We start from the raw sequence: 19,671 nt of genomic DNA on the forward strand, positions 1-19,671 counted from the left end.
CCTGAACAGGTTCAGCGCTCGTCACCGGCCGGTGGCGGGCGCTGAAACTTTGTTGCACCGCGCTTGCGATAGCGGCATTCTCCCCGGTGAATTTTGTTCCCGGGGCAGGGTGCAGATGAAACGCAAGATCGCAGCGATCTTCGCAGCCGATATTGCCGGTTACTCGCGGCTGGTCGCGGAAGACGAGGAGGAGACGTTGCGGCGTCTGGCCTCCTATCGCGAGGTCGTCGACGATTTCATCGCCAAGGCCAGCGGGCGCATCTTCAACACGGCGGGCGATGCCGTGCTCGCGGAATTCCCGAGCGCAGTCGATGCGGTGCGCTGCGCGATCGACATCCAGGAATCCCTGCGGACCCGCAACATGGCCTATCCGCCGAGCCGGCAGATGTCGTTCCGCATCGGCATCACCATCGGCGACGTGGTCGAGCGCGACGGCGATCTGTTGGGCGACGGCGTCAACATCGCGGCAAGGCTGGAGGGGCTCGCCGAGGTCGGCGGCATCTGCGTCTCCCGCGCGGTACACGAGCAGGTCGCCAACAAGCTGTCGGTGCAGTTCGCCGATATCGGCGCGCAGGAGGTGAAGAATATCCCGACGCCCGTTCACGCCTACATGGTGGCGATGCGGCGCGAGGACGGGACCTATGGCAAGCCGCAGCTGAAGAAGCCGGCCGCCAAGCTGGCCGCCGCTCCGGTGTGGATGTGGCCGCTGGTGGTCGCGGTGGTCTCGATCGTCGGCATCGGCGTCACAGGCTTTCTCTACAACACCAAGCTCAAGCAGGCGGCGAATGTCGTGGCGCCGCTAGCCGCGACGCCGAACGCAGCCTCCAGCACGGCGCCAACGGCAAGTGCCGTATCGCCGAGCCCGTCACCGACCCAGCTCGCCAAGGCGCCGATGGCCCCAATGGCATCGCCGAGCGTCAGCGCCGCGATGGCGCCGACGCCGTCGGCATCAGCGATGTCAGGCAAGTTCTCCGCCGATAGCGTGCCCTTCATCAACGAGCGCGTGCGCAGCTTCCTGGCAAGCGAATATGTCGCTTCCGGCGATCACAAGGCCTTCGCGCTCAATGTCGGCGGCTTCACCGGCTCGGCGCTGAACCAGGCAAGCGAGGAGGCCGCGCGCAACACCGCGCTCGAGCAGTGCCAAAAGCGCGCCGATGCCGCGCAATCGCCGCGGCGCTGCGAGCTCTACGCGGTCGGCGACACCGTCGTCTACGCGCACGGCAAGCCGCCGATGCCGCCGTCTCCCTACTTCCGGCATGATGCGATGACGGAGCGAGCCTTCGCGTCGAAGGATTTTCCGATCGTGCGCGAGCCGCAGAAAGTCCGGCTCGAGAACATCTTCGTGCCGGCGGCGAAATCCCGCTCGGTCGCGCTCGGTCCGGGCGGGCAATATTTCATGGTGCTCGGCGCCTCATCCGCCGAGGACGCGGCGCGACGCTCGCTGGAATCCTGCGGCGCGATCGCCGGCGTCGCCTGCCTCGTCGTTGCGGTCGACGACAATTTCGTCGTGCCGATCCCGACCCTGTTCAGGATCACCGGCTTCTTCAATGCCGCCTCCAACGCCTCGATCGTGGCCGATGCGCGCGACGAGGTGGTGCGCAAGCTCGGCGACGCCATGGGTTGGAATGCGGTCGCCGTCGGCACCGCCGGCCGGCCGGGCCTCGGCCTCAAAGCCGCCGCCGAGCAGGCCGCCGTCACCTCGGCCCTCGCCGACTGCGCCAAGCGCGACAGCGACTGCCACGTCATCGCCATCGGCCCATTCACGGTGGGCCCGATCAATTAGAAACTTCCGGTGAAATTTCTTCAACGATTACAACCCCATTCTACTGTGCATGGGGTTGTTTTCGCGATTTCAGTTTCCGAACACCGCAAACTCCCGCGCCACTGCGAGGTAAACCTCGCGCCGGAACGGCACCACGACGTCCGCGACCCGGTCGAGGCGCTCCCAGCGCCAGGCGTCGAACTCGGCGGGCTGGCCGTTGCGCGGTGTCAGCGGGTCGATCTCGTCGTCCTTGCCGGTGAAGCGCAGCGCGAACCATTTTTGCCGCTGCCCGCGAAACTTCGCGAGGCGATGGGTCTGCGGGCCGTCGTAAGGCGGGAATTCGTAGGTGAGCCAGTCGGTCTCGCCGAGATAGTCGGCGCTGACGACGCTGGTCTCCTCCCAGAGCTCGCGCATCGCCGCATCGCGGAGGTTCTCGCCCTCGTCGACGCCGCCCTGCGGCATCTGCCAGTCGAGGCCGGGCAGGATGATCTCGGGGCCGTCGCCCTTGAAACGGTGGCCGATCAGCACGCGGCCCTCGGTGTTGAAGAGGGCGATGCCGACATTGGGACGGTAGGGTTTTTCAGGCGTCACTTGCAGGTCTTTCGTCGTCATCCGGGTTCGTGCTTCGCACGCCCCGGAATGACGATGCAAATCATTCCTCCGCCAGCGCGGAAAATTCCTGCACCACGCGCTCATAGACCGGGCGCTTGAACGGGATGATCAGCCCGGTCAGGTTCTTCATCGGCTCCCAGCGCCAGCTGACGAACTCGGCCTTGTGGCCGCCGCCGCCGGGCTTTTCGACGTTGATCTCGCTGTCCTTGCCGGTGAAGCGCACCGCGTACCATTTCTGGCGCTGGCCGCGGTAGCGGCCTTTCCAGGCGCGCCCGGCGACCGTGCGCGGAATGTCGTAGGTCAGCCAGTCCGGGACCTCGCCGAGCCGCTCGACCGAGCGCACGCTGGTCTCCTCATAGAGCTCGCGCTTGGCGGCCTCCCAGGTGTCCTCGCCGGGATCGACGCCGCCTTGCGGCATCTGCCAGACATGGGTGTCGTCGACATGTTCGATGCCGCCGGCACGGCGGCCGATGAACACCAGTCCCGCTGTGTTGATCAGCATCACGCCGACACAGGTCCGGTAGGGCAGATCCTCATAACGCGCCATTCCGCCAGACCTCTCGCATGCTGCCGGTACGGCTTAACCGGCCCCCCGCCAGGACCCGTGCCGTACCAATCCGTTGATTTAGCTGGATTTTGATTTCAGCATCGCGGTTGTCAATGGCACCAGAAGAATACCCCGGTCGCCCAATGTCTTGGTCCAGGCACTGATGCGGTCGATCGAGACGGGCAGGGCGGAGGCCGTGCCGACGGCGATGCCGCGCTCGCGGGCCGTCGATTCGAGCTTGTTCAGGGCGCGGTCGATCTCGGTCGCCGTCGGCACCACGTCGATCGCGAGGTCGCCCTTGCGGAACGGCATGGCCTGGTTCGCCGCCGCCTGGGCTGCGATGCTGCGGGGCGAGGAGCCGTCGTCGAAGAAGCCGAGGCCGCGCTTGGCTGCCTCGCGGATGATCGGTTGCATCGCCGGCTCGGTCGCGACGAAGCGCGCACCCATGAAGTTGGCGATGCCGGCATAGCCCTGCATCCGGCTGAGGTGCCAGTACAGGCGGTCCATGTTCTGGTCGGCGCTGAGCGAGGTCAGCAGCGTCTGCGGTCCCGGGTCGTTGTCGGGAAAGTCGTAGGGCTCCATCGGGATCTGCAGGAAGATCTCGTGGCGCTGCGCCCGGGCCCGTTCGGCGAGCTTGCCGGGATCGGCGCCGTAAGGCGTGAAGGCCAGCGTCACCGCGGCCGGCAGCTTCATGATGGCGTCGGTTGTCTTGGCGGCGCCGACGCCGAGACCGCCGATCACGATGGCGACCACCGGCATCTTGGCCGCCTTGGCGCGATCGGCCTCCGCCGCGTAGACGTTGAACGGCTTGAGGTCGCCGGCGACCATTGGAATCATGCCGTAGCGCGATTTCTCCAGCAGCTTCTGGTCAATCCCGGCCATCACCGCCGGCGGCGCCGAAGCTGCCGCTGCCTCGCTCTTGCCCGCGGCATCGCCGCCGATCACCACGTCGTGGCGCGCGCCGGTGGAGCCGTCGATCATGGTGACGGTCTTTTGCTCGCCCGGCGGCTTCGGCGTCTCCTTGGTCTCGTGCTTGCTCTCTTGCTTGCCGTCGCCGGCATGGCTCGAGGCCGCCGGCTTCTCATCCGCGGCCTTGTCCGCCGGCTTGATCGCGATCCGCGTCAGCGGCTCGCCGCCGAGCGGATCCTTGTTGAAGATGGCGAAGCCGGCAAAGGTGAGGAGGAACAGGCCGAGCAGCACGGCGATCAGCTGCATGGCCGAGAACGGCAGCCGCAGCCGGCGTTTCCGGCGCGGCTTGTCCTGTCCGAGCGGGGCGCTCAGATCATCGGCCGTTTCAGTCATGCGCGATCCCGAATCACTGCGACGGACGATACCACGCCGAGGTCAAGCGGCGGCAGGCCGGGATAGGCCGGGGATGCCACTGTTCAATGCGAGTTCCCAAGCAAAAAGGACGGCTCCAGGAGCCGCCCCTTGCGTTGGGATCGTGTGATTCCGACTTAGTTCGCCGCTTTCGGCTTGTCGGTCGTGGCCTTGTTGTCGCCGCTAGGCGTGGGCGCGGCCGAGGCGCTGTTCTTGATGCCGTGGAGCAGGTCGCCGGCGAGCTTGAGCGCCTTGTCGTCCTTGGCGTCCGGCGGGACGTAGGACTGCGAGCCGGTCTTCTCGTCGCCGTCGTTCTTGAGATGGCCGCGCAGCGAAGCCTCGCCCTTGGTGTCGGTGCGCGACTTCAGCTCGTCCGGCACGTCCTGCAGCACTTCGATGTCGGGCACGATGCCCTTGGCCTGGATCGACTTGCCCGACGGCGTGTAATAGCGCGCCGTGGTCAGACGCAGCGCGCCGTTGCCGCTTCCGAGCGGGATGATGGTCTGCACCGAGCCCTTGCCGAACGAGCGCGTGCCGACGATGGTCGCGCGCTTGTGGTCCTGCAGCGCGCCGGCGACGATCTCCGAGGCCGAGGCCGAGCCGCCATTGACCAGCACGATGACAGGCTTGCCCTTGGTGAGGTCGCCGGAATGCGCGGTGCGGCGCTGGGTCTCCTCGGCATTGCGGCCGCGGGTCGAGACGATCTCGCCCTTCTCCAGGAAGGAGTCGGAGACGGTGACGGCTTCCTCGAGCAGGCCGCCCGGATTGTTGCGGAGGTCGATGATGTAGCCCTTGAGCTTGTCGCCGATCTGGTTCGAGAGGTTGGCGACCTCACGCTTCAGGCCTTCGGTGGTCTGCTCGTTGAAGGTGGTGATGCGGATATAGGCGATATCGTCCTGCTCGACGCGCGCGCGCACCGAGCGGACGCGGATGTTGTCGCGCACCAGGGTGACGTCGATCGGATTGTCCTGGCCCTTGCGGATGATCTTCAGCTTGATCTTGGTGTTGACCGGGCCGCGCATCTTCTCGACCGCCTGGTTCAGGGTCAGGCCCTGCACCGCCTCGTCGTCGAGGTTGGTGATGATGTCGTTGGCCATGACGCCGGCGCGCGAGGCTGGCGTGTCGTCGATCGGCGAGACCACCTTGATGAGGCCGTCTTCCATCGTGACCTCGATGCCGAGGCCGCCGAACTCACCGCGCGTCTGCACCTGCATGTCGCGGAAGCTCTTGGCGTCCATATAGCTCGAATGCGGATCGAGACCGGTGAGCATGCCGCTGATGGCGGATTCGATCAGCTTGGTGTCGTCGGGCTTCTCGACATAGTCGGAGCGCACGCGCTCGAAGACGTCACCGAACAGGTTGAGCTGGCGATAGGTGTCCGCGGTGGCGGCTCGCGCGCTGGAGCCCATGAACACCGCGCGCGGCTGGGTCACGAACAGCGTCAGCGCCGCACCGGTGGCTGCGCTGAGGAGGATTACTGAAGTCTTGCGCATCATCCGCGAACCTTCTCGCCTTCATTTGCGGCCCACCATGGGCCTGGATCGATTGGAGTGCCGTCCTTACGGAACTCGACATACAGCACAGGTTGACTCGCGTTCGTCGCGAGAATGGAGGCGACTTGAGATGTCGACCCCATGGTCGCGACCGGCTCCCCCGTGAGCACAAACTGTCCGATGTTGACCGAAATGCGCTCCATCCCGGCGATCAGGACATGATACCCGCCCCCGGCGTTGAGGATCAAGAGTTGTCCATAGCTGCGGAACGGGCCGGAATAGACCACCCAGCCGTCACACGGGGTCGTGACCTGGGAGCCGGGCTTGGTCGCCAGCGAAATGCCCTTCTGGACCCCGCCGACACCGTCGGAACCGCCAAAATCCCTGATCTTGTTACCGTTAACCGGAAGCGGCAGGAGACCCTTGGCGGAGGCAAACGCGATTGCGGGGGTGGTGCGGGACCGATCCTTGAATGCGCCCGGGCCCGACTTGGCGCTGGCGGCTGCCAGCTTGGCTTCCTTGGCCTCGGCCTGCTTTGCGGCCTCGGCGGCTTTCTCGGCGGCCTTGGCGGCGCTTTGCAGATCCTGCTCCATCTTGGTGATGAGGCCCTGGAGATCGCCGACCTGCTTTGAAAGCATGATCGCGCGCGTGTTCTCGGCGTCGAGATCCTTTTCGCGCGCCGCCTGCTGGCGCTGCCGCTCCTCGACCAGGGCGGTGAGCCGGGTCTGGTCGCTGCGGACCTTGTCGCGGTCTGCGGCGAGCTGGTCGCGCTCGGTCGCGATGGTCTTGCGCAAGGCCACGAGCTCGCCGAGCTCGCCTGCGATCTTCTCGGCGCGGCCGCGCAATTCCGGCACGACGGCGCCGAGCAGCATCGCGGTGCGCAGCGATTGCAACGCGTCTTCGGGCCGCACCAGCAGCGCCGGCGGCGTACGCCGGCCGGCGCGCTGCAAGGCGGCCAGCACCTCGACGATGTCGGCGCGGCGCGAATCCAGCGACGCGCGCATCTGCTGCTCGCGGCCGTTCAGGCTTCGCAGCCGCGCTTCGGTGTCGTCGATCTTGCTCTCGACCCCGCGCACATTGGCGGCGGTGTCGATCAGCTGCTGGTTGAGCTGGGTGCGGTCCCTGCCGAGCGAGGTGATCTCGGCCTTCAGCTTGGCCTGCGCCTCTTCGGCGCTCTTCTGCCTGGCGCGGGCGGCTTCCAGCTCCTGCTCGCGCTGCTTGATGGCATCGGGCGAGACGGCCGCGGTCTGTGGCGCCGGCGTTGCCGTTTGAGCTTGCGCGAGGCTTGTGCTTGCTTGCGCGAGGCTTGCGCCGGCAACGCCAGTGATCAGCAGCAGGTTGAGGAGCGGCGCTCGCATCGTGTCGGCAAAGATGCTCGTTATGGCGCGCATCACGCGCGGTGATAGGGGTGGCCGGCCAGAATGGTGGCGGCCCGGTAAAGCTGTTCCAGAAGCATGACGCGGACCATTTGGTGCGGCCAGGTCGCAGAGCCGAACGCGATCGCGAGCTTGGCCTTACGGCGCAATTCGGGCGAAAGTCCGTCCGCCCCTCCGATCACGAAGATAGTATGTCCGGCACCTTCATCGCGCCAGCGGCCGAGATGCCGTGCGAATACGGTAGAATCGAGATTCTGGCCGCGCTCGTCGAGCGCCACCAGGATCGATTTTTCCGGAATGTGGGCCGAGATCGCCGTGGCCTCCTCGGCCATCCGCGTCGCGGTGTCGCGCGCGCGGCTCTCGGGGATTTCGTGGACGACGAGCTCGCGGAATCCGAGCTTGCGACCGGCCTCGTCGAACCGCTCGAAATAGCGGTCGGCGAGCTCCCGTTCGGGGCCCTGCTTGAGCCGGCCCACCGCAATGACAGCCACACGCATGGATTCTTCGGAGCCGTGTTTCAAGACCGCGCGCAACGAGCGCGCGCACGACGCTAGCATGCGCGTCAGCCGATTCGAAATCGGCCCGATGAGCCTAGATCGCCTTCGCCGCCCCTGGGCCCTGCGTGTACAACCGCTCGAGATTGTAGAACTCGCGGACCTCGGGTCTGAACACGTGCACGATCACATCGCCGGAATCGATCAGCACCCAGTCGCAATTGGGCAAGCCCTCGACGTGGATGTTCTTGATGCCGTTTTCCTTGAGGCCCTTGGCGACGTTCTCCGCGATCGCGCCGACGTGCCGGTTCACCCGGCCGGTGGTGACGATCATGTAGTCGGAGTAGGCCGATTTGCCGCGAAGGTCGATGGTGACCGTCTCTTCCGCCTTCATGTCGTCGAGGCGGGAGAGGATCAGGCTCAGCGTCTTGTCGGCGTCGGGTTGCGCCTTCAAGGCCGCAGCTTTGGTCGGTGTTTTACGCGCCGGTTTTGCCTTGGGTAAAACAGACTTCGTTGAAGCTGACTTCGCTGAAGTTGACTTGGACAATACAGATGTGGTCAGGGACCATTCCTTTCACTGTATCGCGAACGCCGAATCCGGCGCCCACCGGTTACACTACATCATGTGGGGTTAAGGGTTTCAATATGCCAGAGAGGCGGAGACACCCCCGTCCGCACACTCTGTCTCACTTCGTACCTTTCCAGCTCCCGTCCGGGTTCCGCAGGCCCGTGGAGGACAGATTCAGCTTCAATCCGGTCAGGAACACCCAGGCCGGCGCCGGTTCATCCGCGAGCAGCGCTGCCTTGTTCTCGGGCAGGCGGTAACGCGCTAGGGCTTTGGCGGCAGGCGAGGCGAGGGCGCGAAAACTCTGCGGCGGACGGTCGATGACCGCCATCGGCACCTGGCCGGCGATGCGCCGCCAGTCCTGCCATCGATGGAATTGAGCGAGGTTGTCGGCGCCCATGATCCAGACAAAGCGCAAGTCCGAGAGGCGGCGGCGCAAGGTGTTGATCGTGTCGATAGTATAGCGGGTGCGAATGACGGATTCGAGACAGCTCACCTCGATCCGCGGGTCGTCGGCGACGTCGCGCGCCGCCTGCATGCGCTCGCCGAGCTCATACAGCGTGCCGTTCTCCTTCAGCGGATTGCCTGGCGTCACCAGCCACCACACGCGATCGAGCTGAAGCCGCTTCAGCGCGAACTGGCTGATGGCGCGATGGGCCTGGTGCGGCGGATTGAACGAACCGCCGAGCAAGCCGATACGCATGCCCGACGTGTGGGCTGGTATGGCCTGCGCGAAGAAGCGTGGCGCGACGAAATTGTTGCTCAATGCCCCGCGCCTTGCGTCGGTTACGGCCGCGTCTGCCCGGTGCCGCGAACGCGATATTTGAAGCTCGTCAATTGCTCGGCGCCGACAGGTCCGCGGGCGTGGAAGCGGCCGGTGGCGATGCCGATCTCGGCGCCAAAGCCGAACTCGCCGCCATCGGCGAACTGCGTCGAGGCATTGTGCAGCACGATTGCGGAATCGACTTCGCTCAGGAATTTGTTCGCAGCCGCCTCATCCGCGCTCACGATCGCATCGGTGTGATGCGAGCCGTGGTTCTGGATGTGCGCGATCGCGCCGTCGACGCCGTCCACCACCTTCGCCGCGATGATCGCATCGAGATATTCGGTGTCCCAATCGTCGTCGCTGGCAGGTTTTACGCGCGCGTCGGCCTTCTGCACGGCGTCGTCGCCGCGCACTTCGCAGCCCGCCTCGAGCAGCATCTCGACCAGCGGCTTGAGATTCTTGCCGGCAGCGGCGCGATCGACCAGCAGCGTCTCGGCTGCGCCGCAGACACCGGTGCGGCGCATTTTAGCGTTGAGCACGATCGACTTCGCCATGGCGAGGTCGGCGCTGGCGTCAACATAGACGTGATTGACGCCTTCGAGATGCGCGAAGACAGGCACGCGCGCTTCCTGCTCGACGCGCGCGACGAGGCTTTTTCCTCCGCGAGGCACGATCACGTCGACCGCGCCGTTCAGCCCCGACAGCATCATGCCGACCGCCGCGCGGTCGCGCGTCGGCACCAGCGTGATCGCAGCTTCGGGCAGGCCGGCTTCGCGCAGGCCCTGCACCAGGCATTCATGGATCGCGCGGCACGAACGAAAGCTGTCGGAGCCGCCGCGCAGGATCACGGCATTGCCGGATTTCAGGCACAGCACGCCGGCGTCCGCCGCGACGTTCGGCCGGCTCTCGAAGATCACGCCGACGACGCCGAGCGGCACGCGCACGCGTTCGATGGTCATGCCGTTCGGCCGCTGCCAGCTCTCGGTGACGATGCCGACGGGGTCGGCGATGCCGCGCACGATGCCGATGCCCTCGGCCATGCCCTCGATGCGCGCCGGGGTCAGCGTCAGGCGGTCGATGAAGGCGGAGGTGGCATTGCCGGAGGCGCGGGCCTCCGCCACGTCCTCGGCATTGGCGGCGAGAATGGCGGCCGCGTTGCCGCGGATCGCCCGCTCCATGGCCTCCAGCGCCAGGTTCTTCTGCTCCGGCGGCGCCAGCGCCAGCACGCGCGCGGCAGCGCGGGCACGGGTTCCGAGATCGGACATCAGCGCCTGAAGATCGGCAGTGCCGTCAACGGCTTTGAGGGGGGCGGCCATGGGAGTTTCAACCTTCTGCTAAGGCGGTGTCCTAGCACGGAAATCCCGGGCCTGCGAAGGGCGGGGCGGGTATGGCAGGGCCTCGGTTCGCCGCCGGTCGGCCAGTGGCCGGGTTGTGCACCGAATGCTCGATCGATCCTTGCGAATATTCAAAATATCAACAATTATCATTATTTGATATCGGAGCCCCCTATGGCCAGCAGCTACAGCATCGGCAAGCATTTCGAGGACCTGATCGATGGTCTGGTCGAGAGCGGGCGCTATGCCAGTGCGAGCGAGGTGATGCGCGAAGGTCTTCGCTTGATTGAGGAGCGCGAAGAACAGCGCAAGCTCAAGCTGCAAGCGCTGCGGGAGGAAATCCAGAAGGGCTTTGACAGCGGGCCGATGGAGGAGATCGGCGACATGTTCGAGCGGATCAAGTCAGAGGGTCGGAAGCGTCTGGCGGCTAAAAATGCCAAAAAGACCACTTAAGAGTCCGCAGACAGAAGTCGACTTTACGGCGATCTGGGACTACATCGCCGCGGAAAGTTTGAGAGCGGCCGATACGCTGATCGATCGCATCGATGCAACATTCGATATGCTGGCAGAGACGCCGTTTGCCGGCCGTGATCGCAGCGAATTGCGCGCCGAGTTACGTAGCTTTCCGGTCGGCAACTACCTGGTTTTCTACGTACCCACACCCGACGGTGTTGAGGTCGTCCGGGTCATGCATGGCCGGCAGGATATCGGCGCTGACGACATACAATAGTTAGCGGCCTGCCCGCTCTTACCCGCCCACCACCAGATCGTCGCGGTGGATCATCTCGGCGCGGCCACTGATGCCGAGAATGGTCATCACGTCGGGGGAGGAGCGACCCTTGATCCGCTCGGCCTCGTCGGCATCGTAGGCGATCAGGCCGCGGCCGATCTCGCTGGTGTCGGGGCCGCGCACGATCACGGCATCGCCGCGGGCGAACTGGCCCTCGACCTTGATCACGCCGGCCGGCAGCAGGCTGGCACCGGCGCGCAGTGCCGTCACGGCGCCGGCATCGATGGTCAGCGTGCCCTTAGGCTCCAGCGTGCCGGCAATCCAGCGTTTGCGCGACGTGATGGGATTGGCGGGCGTCAGGAACCAGGTGCAGCGGCCGCCATCGGCGATCGCCTGCAGCGGATGCTCGATCTTGCCGGAGGCGATCAGCATATGGGTGCCGCCTGTCGTGGCGATCTTGGCGGCCTCGACCTTGGTGCGCATGCCGCCGCGCGACAGCTCGGATTCGGCGTCGCCAGCCACCGCCTCGATCTCCGAGGAGATGCTCTCGACCACCGGAATGAGCTTGGCGTTCGGGTTGTTCTTCGGCGGCGCGTCGTAAAGCCCGTCGATGTCGGACAGCAGCACGAGCAGGTCGGCGCTCGCCATGGTGGCGACGCGCGCGGCGAGGCGATCGTTGTCGCCGTAGCGGATCTCGTTGGTCGCCACCGTGTCGTTCTCGTTGATCACGGGAATGGCGCGCCATTCCAGCAGCTTGCCGATGGTGGAGCGCGCGTTGAGATAGCGGCGGCGCTCCTCCGTGTCCTGCAAGGTCACCAGGATCTGGCCGGCACCGATGCCGTGCGCCCCGAGCACCTCCGACCAGATCCGCGCCAGCGCGATCTGGCCGACGGCGGCGGCGGCCTGGCTCTCTTCCAGCTTCAGCGGGCCGCGCGGCAGCTTGAGGCGGCTGCGGCCGAGCGCGATCGAGCCGGAGGAGACGACGAGGACGTCGCGGCCTTCCCTATGCAGCTTGGCCATGTCGTCGGCCAGCGCGGCGAGCCAGGACGCCCGCACCTCGCCCTTGTCGGAATCGACCAGCAGCGCTGAGCCGACCTTGACGACGATGCGGCGGAATTGACTGAGTTCGGGGCTGGCCATGTGTCTATGTGTACTAGGGCGCCTGGACGATCTGCTCTGCATTGGAGACGGCGGAGCGAGAAAGCGGCGCCGATGGGCCTGCTTTTGCAGCAGGACGATGGCCGGCGCAAGGCGGCCGAGATGGCAACGGATGGTAAACGGCGAAGGTCGGCCTTGTCCGGGACGCTGCTCTGGTTCTAATTGATGCCAACTAAAATGGGGCCAAAAGGGGAAACGCATGGATCGCCGCGAATTCATGGCCGGATGTGTCGCTCTGCCGCTGCTGGCGCAGGCCGGCGACGTGCACGCGCAGGCCGGGCTGAGCAAGATCATCTTCCCGTTCGCCGCGGGGGCCGGCGGCGACACGCTGTGCCGCTTGATCGCGCAAGAGATGGCGCCGGCGCTGCAGCGGACCATCGTGGTCGAGAACCGCACCGGCGGCGACGGACTGATCGGCATCAAGGCGGTGAAGGGCGCAAGCCCCGACGGCAGCATGGTGCTGGTGACGACAGGCCCCACCATGTACCTGCTGCCGATGGTGGAGACGACGCCGAGCTTCGACACGGCGAAGGATTTCATGCCGGTGTCGCTGCTGGCGCGGTTCGAATTCGCGCTGGTGATCAATGCGGCGGTCGAGGCCTCCGATTTCAGGAGCTTCGTGGCCTGGCTGAAGGCGCATCCGGACAAGACCTCGTTCGGCGTGCCGAGCAACGGCACCATTCCGCACTTCATGGGCTCCAAGCTCGAAAAGGACCTCGGCATCCCCCTGACCCGCGTGCCCTATCGCGGCAGCGCGCCGATCCTCAACGATCTCGTCGGCGGCCATATCTCGTTCGGCATCGTGACATTGGCCGACGCGCTGCCGCAGCATCGTGCCAAGGGTGTGAAGATCATCGCGGCCTCGAGCGCGGAACGTTCGCCGTTCGCGCCTGAAGTCCCGACGCTGAAGGAGAACGGCATCGATCTCGTCGCGGACGCCTGGTACGGCATGTGGCTTCCCGCCGGCAGCCCGCCGGAATTCGCCAGCAAGCTCGGTGCGGCCGCGAGCGCGGCGCTCGCCAAGCCCGAGGTGAAGGAGAAGCTCACGGCGATCGGGCTGATCCCGGTCGGGTCGACCCCGGATGGATTGACCAAGGAGCTCGCCGCGAACATCGCGCTGTGGCAGCCGATCGTGAAGGCGACGGGCTACAAGATCGAGAATTGAGTCTCCTGCGGCGCCACACACTCAGCCGTCATGGCCGGGCTTGGCGAATGGAGAGGGCCTCGTTCCGCTCGCTCACATCTTCCCGCGCTGCGCGATGCCGTCCTTGATCGCCGCGAGCTCGGCTTCATCCCAGATGCCGATCAAAACGCCGTTCTTCACCTGGAGCTGGTTGTCGGCATAAGCCGCGATCTTCTCGCGCGGCGTGGTGATGTGGTCGTTCGGATGCAGCGCCCAGTCGAACAGCTCGGCCTGTAGCCGCGCGATGATGCCGGCACATTCGGGGTCGTCGCCGCGATCCAGATATTCTTTCGGATCGGTTTCGAGGTCGTACAGCATCGGACGGAAGCCGGAGGCATGGATGTATTTCCAGCGGCCGTCGAACACCATGAACAGGCGGCAGCGTTCGATCGGCTGGTTCAGCTTCAACCTGACGTCCTGCATGGCATAGTCGTATTCGGAGAACGCGACCTTGCGCCAGTCTGACGGCTTCTCGCCGCGCAGCAGCGGCAGCAGCGAGCGCCCCTCGAGGATGTGGCCCGGCACCTTGCCGCCGAAATAATCGACGAAGGTCGGCGCGAGATCGATGCCTTCCACCAGCGCGTCGCTGCGTGTGCCGCGCGTGGCGTCGGCTTCCCTGGAGGGATCGATGATGATCAGCGGGATCTTCGCCGACTGCTCGTGGAATAGATCCTTCTCGCCCATCCAGTGATCGCCGAGATAATCGCCGTGGTCCGACGTGAACACGATCATGGTGGTATCCAGCAGGCCGCGCGCCTCCAGAAACTTCATCAGCACGCCCATCTGGTCGTCGATCTGGGTGATCAGGCCCATATAGGTCGGGATCACCTTCTCGCGGGCATCGTCGCGCGCCATGTTGCGGGAGTAGCGCATGTCCATATAGGCGCCGAACACCGGATGCGGATTTTGCCGCTCGCGCTCGGAGCGGGTCGCCGGAATCATGTCATCCGTCGAATACATGCTGGCATAGGGCTCCGGCGCGATATAGGGCCAGTGCGGCTTGATGTAGGACAGATGCAGGCACCACGGCTTGCCGTCGGTCTCGGCTTCGCTGATGAAGTCCATCGCGCGCCGCGTCATATAGGGCGTCTCGGAATGCTCCTCCGGCACGCGCGCGGCCTTGTCGGCATGCACCAGCAGCCAGCCGTTCTGCAATGAGCCATCTTCAGCCGCGCCTGAATTGGCCCAGTGCTCCCAGGGATTGGTGGCTTCAAAGCCGTGCTGACGCAGATACTCGTCATATTTCGGGCGCGGCCGCCCCGTGGGATGCAGGCCGTCGTCGCGCTCATAAGGCTCGAAGCCGCATTCGGCGACGTGCACGCCGATGATCGATTCCGGGGGAATGCCGAGCGCCTTCATGCCTTCGATATCGGGCGCCATGTGGGTCTTGCCGACCAGCACGTTGCGCACGCCGATCTTGTTGAGGTGATCACCGAGCGTGGGTTCGCCGACACGCAGCGGCCAGCCGTTCCAGTGCGAGCCGTGCGAGCGCATGTAGCGGCCGGTGTAGAACGACATCCGCGAGGGCCCGCAGATCGGTGATTGCACATAGGCCTTGCTGAACAGCACGCCACGCTTGGCCATGGCGTCGATGTTCGGCGTCTTCAGCGTGGGATGGCCGGTGCAGCCGAGATAGTCATAGCGAAGCTGGTCGCACATGATCCAGAGAACGTTCTTCGCGCGCGCCATGCGTCATCCCTGCCGTTTCTTGATGGTGTGATGCTGCGATATTGGAGGCGCGAAGACAAGACAGTGAGGTGCATGCCCCAGCCGCACGCACCGCTGTCGTCCCTGCGAACGCAGCGACCCATAACCCCAGGGAGTAGTTTGGCGAAGACTTGTCGTTCGGTACTGCGACCATCCGCAATCGAGAGATCACGCGGTATGGGTCCCTGCGTTCGCAGGGACGACAATGAGACTACGCCGACCACGGCTCCGCTTCGGCCGCGCTCTTCGCCTTGGCCGATACCGGGGCCTCGCCGATCACCTCGGCCAGCGCGCGCAACGCTTCCGTCACGCCCTGGCCTGTCACGCCGGAGATCAAGAGCGGCGTCTTCTTCGCCGCGCGCTTCAGCCGGTCCTTCTGCTTCTTGAGCTCGTCCGGCTCGACCGCGTCGATCTTGTTCAGCGCGACGATCTCGATCTTGTCGGTGAGCTGCCCGGCATAGGCGTCGAGCTCCGTGCGCACGGTCTTGTAGGCCTTGCCGGCATGCTCGCAGGTCGCATCGACCAGATGCAGCAGCACGCGGCAGCGCTCGACATGGCCGAGGAAGCGGTCGCCGAGGCCGGCGCCTTCATGCGCGCCCTCGATCAGGCCGGGAATGTCGGCCAGCACGAATTCGCGGCCGTCGGCATTCACGACGCCGAGTTGCGGATGCAGCGTGGTGAAGGGATAGTCGGCGATCTTCGGCTTGGCCGCGCTGACCTTGGCGAGGAAGGTCGACTTGCCGGCATTGGGCAGGCCGACGAGGCCGGCATCCGCAATCAATTTCAGCCGCAGCCAGATCCAGCGCTCTTCGCCCGGCTGGCCGGGATTGGCGTTGCGCGGCGCGCGGTTGGTCGAGGACTTGAAATGCGCATTGCCGAAGCCGCCATTGCCGCCCTCGGCCAGCACGAACTTCTCACCGACCTTGGTGAAGTCGTGGATCAGCGTCTCGCGATCCTCGTCGAAGATCTGCGTGCCCATGGGCACCTTCAGCACGATGTTCTTGCCGTTGGCGCCGTGACGGTCCGAGCCCGAGCCGTTCTCGCCCTTCTGGGCCTTGAAGTGCTGCTGATAGCGGTAGTCGATCAGCGTGTTGAGGCCGTCGGCGACCTCGATGATGACATTGCCGCCGCGCCCGCCATTGCCGCCGGAGGGGCCGCCGAATTCGATGAACTTCTCGCGGCGGAACGCCACGCAGCCGTTCCCGCCGTCACCGGAGCGGATATAGACCTTTGCTTCGTCGAGGAATTTCATGGGCCATAGGTAGGCCAGCCGGCCCCCTGCGGCAACCCGGATAGACCCGCAAATCGGCCGAAATTCCGCGAATTGCGGCCCTTGCTTAACCCGCCGGTCGCTTCCGGATCAGGAATTTCTGCGTTCCCTCCAGCACCAGCTCCTTGCGCTGGTTGAACACGGTGCTGCGCAGCGTCACCGCGCCGGTCGTGCGGCCCGGCACCAGCTCGATGACTTCGAGCGCCGGATAGATCGTGTCGTCGGCGAAGACCGGCTTGAGAAACCGGCTCGACTGCTCGAGGAAGCCGACCAGGGAGTCCTCGACCATGAACGGAAACAGGCCGGCGCCGGGCGCGGTGTGGATCAGGGTTTGGAAGCCGTGGGCGAGCAGATGCGGCATGCCGCGGCTGCGGCAATATTCCACGTCATAATGCACCGGATGGGTGTCGCCGCTCGCGGTCTGGAACGCCGCGAAGATCGCCGAGGTCTGGGTGCGGCTCGGCAGCACGAAGCGTTCGCCGACGACGAAATCCTCAAACCAGCGTTGCGTGGGGATCATGCGATGCCGGGTCGGGTCGAAATCGGTCATGTCAAAGCTCGTTTTGTCGATGTGGCGTTTATCGCTACTGCGATGCGAAGAGTGCGACAATCCGTTCAATTCAGCGTGGCGGGCTTGTCCGTATTGCTCATGCCATTACAACGGCGCCAATGCCCATCTTCAAGAACCTCTCCGCCTATGACGATCGCTCCGCGCGCCTCGCCGGCATTGCGCTCATGGTGCTGTCGATCTTCATGTTCTCGTTCGGCGACGCCATGGGCAAGTTCCTGGTCGGGACTTATTCGGTGGGGCAGCTGCTGTTCCTGCGCGCCTGCGCGGCGCTGCTGCTGTTGTCGCCGCTGATCTGGACGCAGCGTCACCAGTTCCTGCATCTGGAGCGACCGCGCCTGCAGCTGTTTCGCGTCGTGCTGTCGACGCTGGAGGTTGCCGCCTTCTTCCTTGCGACCGTCTATCTGCCGCTCGCCGACGTCATCACCTATTATCTCGCCGGCCCGATCTTCGTCACCGCGATGTCGGCGATCTTTCTGGGCGAGAAGGTCGGCTGGCGGCGCTGGACCGCGATCCTGATCGGCTTCTGCGGCGTCCTGATCGCGCTGCGGCCGTCGGCGCAGACCGTCAGCCTGCCGGCGCTGATCGCGCTCGGCGGCAGCCTGTCGTTCGCGACCTTGATGCTGATCACGCGCAGCCTGCGCAAGACGCCCGACATCGTGATGGCGTCCTCGCAATTCGTCGGCACGTTCTCGCTCGGCGCCGTGTTGTCGGCGTTCAACTGGGTGCCGCCGACCCCAGGCAGCCTGGTGTTCTTCGCGCTGGCGGGGGTCGTCTCGGTGACGGCATTGTTCTGCGTCAACCGCTCGCTCAAGCTGGCGCCGGCCAGCGTCGTCGTGCCCTATCAATATTCGATGATCGTCTGGGCTGTGATCTTCGGCTTCGTCGTGTTCGGCGACGTGCCCTCGGTCGCCACGCTGATCGGCGCGGCGATCATCATCGGCGCCGGGTTCTACATCTATCTGCGCGAGAGGGATCTCGGGCGCGAGAGCGCCGAAGTGAATCCGCCGGCGTGATGCCCACCCTCCCCTGGACGGGGAGGGTAAGCGCCGCCCTGCCTATCTCATCCGCCGCGCGCTGCTCCAGCTCTTCAGCGAGGCCCACACGCCGCGGGACAGGCGGAAGCAGTCGACCGGCGTCGAGGAGCCCAGCGCCAGGAAGCGATGCAGCTGCACGCCGCTCCATTGGAAGCCGCACTTCTCCAGCACCTTGCGCGAGGCCGGGTTGGTGACGCGCGCGCCGGCATAGAGATGCTCGTCCTCGAATTCCTCGAAGAAGAAGTCGATCGCGCCGCGCGCGGCCTCGGTGGCAAAGCCCTGGCCCCAATGCTCGACGCCGAGCCAATAGCCGAGCTCGGCATTGCCGGGCGTGGAGCAGTCGATGCCGACCATGCCGACCGGATTGGTATCGTGCTCGATCAGGAACACGGTCTCAGCTCCGAGCGCGGCGGTGGCGCGGATGAATGCGACGGCGTCGTCCTGCGAATAGGGATGCGGCAGGCGGCGGGTGTTTTCCGCGACGCGGCGGTCGTTGGCGAGCCGGGCGATGGTCCTGACATCGGCAAGCGTCGGCCGCCGCAAGGTCAGCCGTTCGGTGGCGACGACGCCAGGTCTCGCCTCAGCCAAGGTCACGCTCGAGAAATCCTGCAACATGTCCGGCTCCGCTAGAAAGTCACTAAGTCAAAGTGAGCAAGTCAAAAGAAAAGGGGAGGCCGGTTTCCCGCCTCCCCCTGGAGCCTTCGATCTCTATGATCTGGACTCCGCCGGTTCAGTCGGGACCGGCGGACTCCAATTTGATCCACCGTCTATTCAGCAGCCTCTGCGATCGGGAGTACCGATACGAAGGTGCGGCCGTTGGCTTTGGCCTGGAACGCAACACGACCCTCGATCTTGGCGAACAGAGTATGGTCCGTGCCCATGCCGACATTAAGGCCGGGGTGCCAGGTGGTGCCGCGCTGACGCGCAATGATGTTGCCGGGAGTGACGACCTCCCCGCCGAACGCCTTGATACCGAGGCGCTTGCCCTTGGAATCGCGTCCGTTACGCGATGAACCGCCTGCTTTTTTGTGAGCCATGGCTCGTCTCCGAAATCCTGCGTAGTTCTAGGTCAATTCCTTGACGGAATCATTTCAAAATTTCTCACGCATCAATTCGTGAATTGGCGTGATCGATTTCAGCTATTCGGCGGCTTCCGCTGCCGGCTCCTTCGCCACTTTTTCCTTCTTCGGACGCGGGCCCTTGGTGGGCTTGGCGCCGTCGGTCAGGATCTCGCTGATGCGCAAGACAGTGATCTCGTCGCGATAGCCGCGCTTGCGGCGCGAATTCTTGCGGCGGCGCTTCTTGAACGCGATGACCTTGGGGCCGCGCTTGTGGTCGAGCACCTCGACCGCAACGGAGGCGCCTGCCACCGTCGGAACGCCCAGCACCGGCGAGTCGCCGCCGACCACCAGAACTTCATTCAGCTGCACGATCGAGCCGACTTCGCCTTCGATCTTGCCTACTTCGAGAACATCATCCGGCACGACGCGGTATTGCTTGCCGCCGGTTTTGATGACTGCGAACATCGTTTTTTTCTCCGTGTTCAATCCCGGCCTCGCGACTGCTACGTCGGGGCCGGCTTTTTGTCAGTCGCTAGGGGTTTATACGAGTTTTGTGCGGGCAGGTTTATCCCTTTGAAAACCCACGCAAAAACAAGCGGCGCGAGAAACGCCCCGCGCCGGTTGTGGGACTTATAGCCGCGATCAGCCAAGAGTCAAGCAAGAGTCAGGGAAAAGCGGGCGAAAAGCG

At 65.1% G+C, this 19,671-nt stretch carries 21 protein-coding genes; 5 read left to right on the forward strand and 16 right to left on the reverse strand.

All coding sequences use genetic code 11. The features are described from left to right. The first annotated feature begins 115 nt into the window (after nt 1-115). The gene (locus RPS27_RS10280; RefSeq protein WP_212068959.1) at nt 116-1,783 is read left to right on the forward strand and encodes an adenylate/guanylate cyclase domain-containing protein; all 1,668 of its coding nucleotides are present in this window, start codon (nt 116-118) and stop codon (nt 1,781-1,783) included. A gap of 69 nt (nt 1,784-1,852) precedes the next feature. On the opposite strand, the gene RPS27_RS10285 is transcribed toward RPS27_RS10280, so the two are convergent. The 9 genes from RPS27_RS10285 to RPS27_RS10325 all read right to left on the reverse strand — a co-directional run bounded on the left by RPS27_RS10285 (nt 1,853) and on the right by RPS27_RS10325 (nt 10,251). Further along, nucleotides 1,853-2,353: an RNA pyrophosphohydrolase gene (locus RPS27_RS10285; protein WP_212068985.1), complete on the reverse strand. Its 501-nt coding sequence runs from the start codon at nt 2,351-2,353 to the stop codon at nt 1,853-1,855. A gap of 61 nt (nt 2,354-2,414) precedes the next feature. Continuing rightward, nucleotides 2,415-2,921 (reverse strand): RNA pyrophosphohydrolase, encoded by a 507-nt coding sequence (locus RPS27_RS10290; RefSeq protein WP_194405452.1) that lies wholly within the window; start codon nt 2,919-2,921, stop codon nt 2,415-2,417. Between the two features lie 78 nt (nt 2,922-2,999). Further along, nucleotides 3,000-4,223 carry a divergent polysaccharide deacetylase family protein gene (locus RPS27_RS10295; protein WP_212068960.1) on the reverse strand — a complete coding sequence of 408 codons (1,224 nt, stop codon included), beginning with the start codon at nt 4,221-4,223 and terminating at the stop codon, nt 3,000-3,002. A gap of 155 nt (nt 4,224-4,378) precedes the next feature. Then, nucleotides 4,379-5,737 carry a S41 family peptidase gene (locus tag RPS27_RS10300; RefSeq protein ID WP_194405454.1) on the reverse strand — a complete coding sequence of 453 codons (1,359 nt, stop codon included), beginning with the start codon at nt 5,735-5,737 and terminating at the stop codon, nt 4,379-4,381. Continuing rightward, nucleotides 5,734-7,092 (reverse strand): murein hydrolase activator EnvC, encoded by a 1,359-nt coding sequence (locus tag RPS27_RS10305; protein ID WP_285809440.1) that lies wholly within the window; start codon nt 7,090-7,092, stop codon nt 5,734-5,736. The genes RPS27_RS10300 and RPS27_RS10305 overlap by 4 nt, the downstream gene beginning before the upstream one ends. A gap of 32 nt (nt 7,093-7,124) precedes the next feature. Next, the gene (rlmH, locus tag RPS27_RS10310; protein WP_194405456.1) at nt 7,125-7,607 is read right to left on the reverse strand and encodes a 23S rRNA (pseudouridine(1915)-N(3))-methyltransferase RlmH; all 483 of its coding nucleotides are present in this window, start codon (nt 7,605-7,607) and stop codon (nt 7,125-7,127) included. 94 nt (nt 7,608-7,701) lie between these two features. Then, nucleotides 7,702-8,058, reverse strand: a complete 357-nt coding sequence (gene rsfS / locus RPS27_RS10315; protein ID WP_027515020.1) for a ribosome silencing factor — start codon at nt 8,056-8,058, stop codon at nt 7,702-7,704. A gap of 232 nt (nt 8,059-8,290) precedes the next feature. Continuing rightward, a complete protein-coding gene (locus RPS27_RS10320; RefSeq protein ID WP_212068962.1) occupies nt 8,291-8,935 on the reverse strand; it encodes a nicotinate-nucleotide adenylyltransferase in 645 nt (214 codons plus the stop codon). A gap of 20 nt (nt 8,936-8,955) precedes the next feature. Further along, entirely contained in the window at nt 8,956-10,251 is a 1,296-nt protein-coding gene (locus RPS27_RS10325; RefSeq protein WP_212068963.1) for a glutamate-5-semialdehyde dehydrogenase, read from the reverse strand. Nucleotides 10,252-10,443: 192 nt separating this feature from the next. Here RPS27_RS10325 and RPS27_RS10330 point away from each other — a divergent pair, with 192 nt between their 5' ends. Together RPS27_RS10330 and RPS27_RS10335 are read left to right on the forward strand one after the other, a co-directional pair. Further along, entirely contained in the window at nt 10,444-10,722 is a 279-nt protein-coding gene (locus tag RPS27_RS10330) for a type II toxin-antitoxin system ParD family antitoxin (protein ID WP_194405459.1), read from the forward strand. Further along, nucleotides 10,703-10,999, forward strand: coding sequence for a type II toxin-antitoxin system RelE/ParE family toxin (locus tag RPS27_RS10335; RefSeq protein ID WP_313753984.1), 297 nt, complete (start codon nt 10,703-10,705; stop codon nt 10,997-10,999). The genes RPS27_RS10330 and RPS27_RS10335 overlap by 20 nt, the downstream gene beginning before the upstream one ends. Nucleotides 11,000-11,017: 18 nt before the next feature. Here the strand turns inward: RPS27_RS10335 and proB are convergent, their stop codons facing one another. Next, nucleotides 11,018-12,139, reverse strand: coding sequence for a glutamate 5-kinase (gene proB, locus RPS27_RS10340; protein WP_212068964.1), 1,122 nt, complete (start codon nt 12,137-12,139; stop codon nt 11,018-11,020). Nucleotides 12,140-12,356: 217 nt separating this feature from the next. On the opposite strand from proB, the gene RPS27_RS10345 reads away from it, so the two are divergent. Then, nucleotides 12,357-13,322, forward strand: a complete 966-nt coding sequence (locus tag RPS27_RS10345; protein ID WP_212068965.1) for a Bug family tripartite tricarboxylate transporter substrate binding protein — start codon at nt 12,357-12,359, stop codon at nt 13,320-13,322. Nucleotides 13,323-13,394: 72 nt separating this feature from the next. Here RPS27_RS10345 and RPS27_RS10350 read toward each other — a convergent pair whose 3' ends face one another. The 3 genes from RPS27_RS10350 to RPS27_RS10360 form a co-directional block, all read right to left on the reverse strand. Then, nucleotides 13,395-15,029 (reverse strand): alkaline phosphatase family protein, encoded by a 1,635-nt coding sequence (locus tag RPS27_RS10350; protein ID WP_313753985.1) that lies wholly within the window; start codon nt 15,027-15,029, stop codon nt 13,395-13,397. 229 nt (nt 15,030-15,258) lie between these two features. After that, entirely contained in the window at nt 15,259-16,299 is a 1,041-nt protein-coding gene (obgE, locus tag RPS27_RS10355; protein ID WP_212068967.1) for a GTPase ObgE, read from the reverse strand. Nucleotides 16,300-16,384: 85 nt separating this feature from the next. Continuing rightward, entirely contained in the window at nt 16,385-16,867 is a 483-nt protein-coding gene (locus RPS27_RS10360; RefSeq protein ID WP_212068968.1) for a MaoC family dehydratase, read from the reverse strand. Nucleotides 16,868-16,986: 119 nt separating this feature from the next. On the opposite strand from RPS27_RS10360, the gene RPS27_RS10365 reads away from it, so the two are divergent. Continuing rightward, nucleotides 16,987-17,901 (forward strand): DMT family transporter, encoded by a 915-nt coding sequence (locus tag RPS27_RS10365; protein WP_212068969.1) that lies wholly within the window; start codon nt 16,987-16,989, stop codon nt 17,899-17,901. A 42-nt stretch (nt 17,902-17,943) separates the two neighbouring features. Here the strand turns inward: RPS27_RS10365 and RPS27_RS10370 are convergent, their stop codons facing one another. The 3 genes from RPS27_RS10370 to rplU form a co-directional block, all read right to left on the reverse strand. Continuing rightward, nucleotides 17,944-18,537, reverse strand: coding sequence for a GNAT family N-acetyltransferase (locus RPS27_RS10370; RefSeq protein WP_211415054.1), 594 nt, complete (start codon nt 18,535-18,537; stop codon nt 17,944-17,946). A gap of 152 nt (nt 18,538-18,689) precedes the next feature. Beyond that, nucleotides 18,690-18,959, reverse strand: coding sequence for a 50S ribosomal protein L27 (gene rpmA / locus RPS27_RS10375; RefSeq protein ID WP_024338898.1), 270 nt, complete (start codon nt 18,957-18,959; stop codon nt 18,690-18,692). Between the two features lie 102 nt (nt 18,960-19,061). Next, nucleotides 19,062-19,448, reverse strand: coding sequence for a 50S ribosomal protein L21 (gene rplU, locus RPS27_RS10380; RefSeq protein WP_194405467.1), 387 nt, complete (start codon nt 19,446-19,448; stop codon nt 19,062-19,064). Nucleotides 19,449-19,671 lie beyond the last annotated feature (223 nt).

Origin of the sequence: Bradyrhizobium sp. WYCCWR 12699 (genome assembly GCF_032144035.1) — a bacterium.
Lineage (GTDB): Bacteria > Pseudomonadota > Alphaproteobacteria > Rhizobiales > Xanthobacteraceae > Bradyrhizobium.

Bases quoted from the DNA above. Each gene is read 5' to 3' on its own strand.
- RPS27_RS10300 (WP_194405454.1), bottom strand. From the start codon at position 5,737: ATGATGCGCAAGACTTCAGTAATCCTCCTCAGCGCAGCCACCGGTGCG.
- RPS27_RS10370 (WP_211415054.1), bottom strand. From the start codon at position 18,537: ATGTTGCAGGATTTCTCGAGCGTGACCTTGGCTGAGGCGAGACCTGGC.
- rlmH (WP_194405456.1), bottom strand. From the start codon at position 7,607: ATGCGTGTGGCTGTCATTGCGGTGGGCCGGCTCAAGCAGGGCCCCGAA.
- RPS27_RS10295 (WP_212068960.1), bottom strand. From the start codon at position 4,223: ATGACTGAAACGGCCGATGATCTGAGCGCCCCGCTCGGACAGGACAAG.
- proB (WP_212068964.1), bottom strand. From the start codon at position 12,139: ATGGCCAGCCCCGAACTCAGTCAATTCCGCCGCATCGTCGTCAAGGTC.
- rpmA (WP_024338898.1), bottom strand. From the start codon at position 18,959: ATGGCTCACAAAAAAGCAGGCGGTTCATCGCGTAACGGACGCGATTCC.
- RPS27_RS10280 (WP_212068959.1), top strand. From the start codon at position 116: ATGAAACGCAAGATCGCAGCGATCTTCGCAGCCGATATTGCCGGTTAC.
- RPS27_RS10365 (WP_212068969.1), top strand. From the start codon at position 16,987: ATGCCCATCTTCAAGAACCTCTCCGCCTATGACGATCGCTCCGCGCGC.
- RPS27_RS10360 (WP_212068968.1), bottom strand. From the start codon at position 16,867: ATGACCGATTTCGACCCGACCCGGCATCGCATGATCCCCACGCAACGC.
- RPS27_RS10335 (WP_313753984.1), top strand. From the start codon at position 10,703: ATGCCAAAAAGACCACTTAAGAGTCCGCAGACAGAAGTCGACTTTACG.
- RPS27_RS10290 (WP_194405452.1), bottom strand. From the start codon at position 2,921: ATGGCGCGTTATGAGGATCTGCCCTACCGGACCTGTGTCGGCGTGATG.
- RPS27_RS10345 (WP_212068965.1), top strand. From the start codon at position 12,357: ATGGATCGCCGCGAATTCATGGCCGGATGTGTCGCTCTGCCGCTGCTG.
- rplU (WP_194405467.1), bottom strand. From the start codon at position 19,448: ATGTTCGCAGTCATCAAAACCGGCGGCAAGCAATACCGCGTCGTGCCG.
- RPS27_RS10330 (WP_194405459.1), top strand. From the start codon at position 10,444: ATGGCCAGCAGCTACAGCATCGGCAAGCATTTCGAGGACCTGATCGAT.
- RPS27_RS10325 (WP_212068963.1), bottom strand. From the start codon at position 10,251: ATGGCCGCCCCCCTCAAAGCCGTTGACGGCACTGCCGATCTTCAGGCG.
- obgE (WP_212068967.1), bottom strand. From the start codon at position 16,299: ATGAAATTCCTCGACGAAGCAAAGGTCTATATCCGCTCCGGTGACGGC.
- RPS27_RS10350 (WP_313753985.1), bottom strand. From the start codon at position 15,029: ATGGCGCGCGCGAAGAACGTTCTCTGGATCATGTGCGACCAGCTTCGC.
- RPS27_RS10305 (WP_285809440.1), bottom strand. From the start codon at position 7,092: ATGCGAGCGCCGCTCCTCAACCTGCTGCTGATCACTGGCGTTGCCGGC.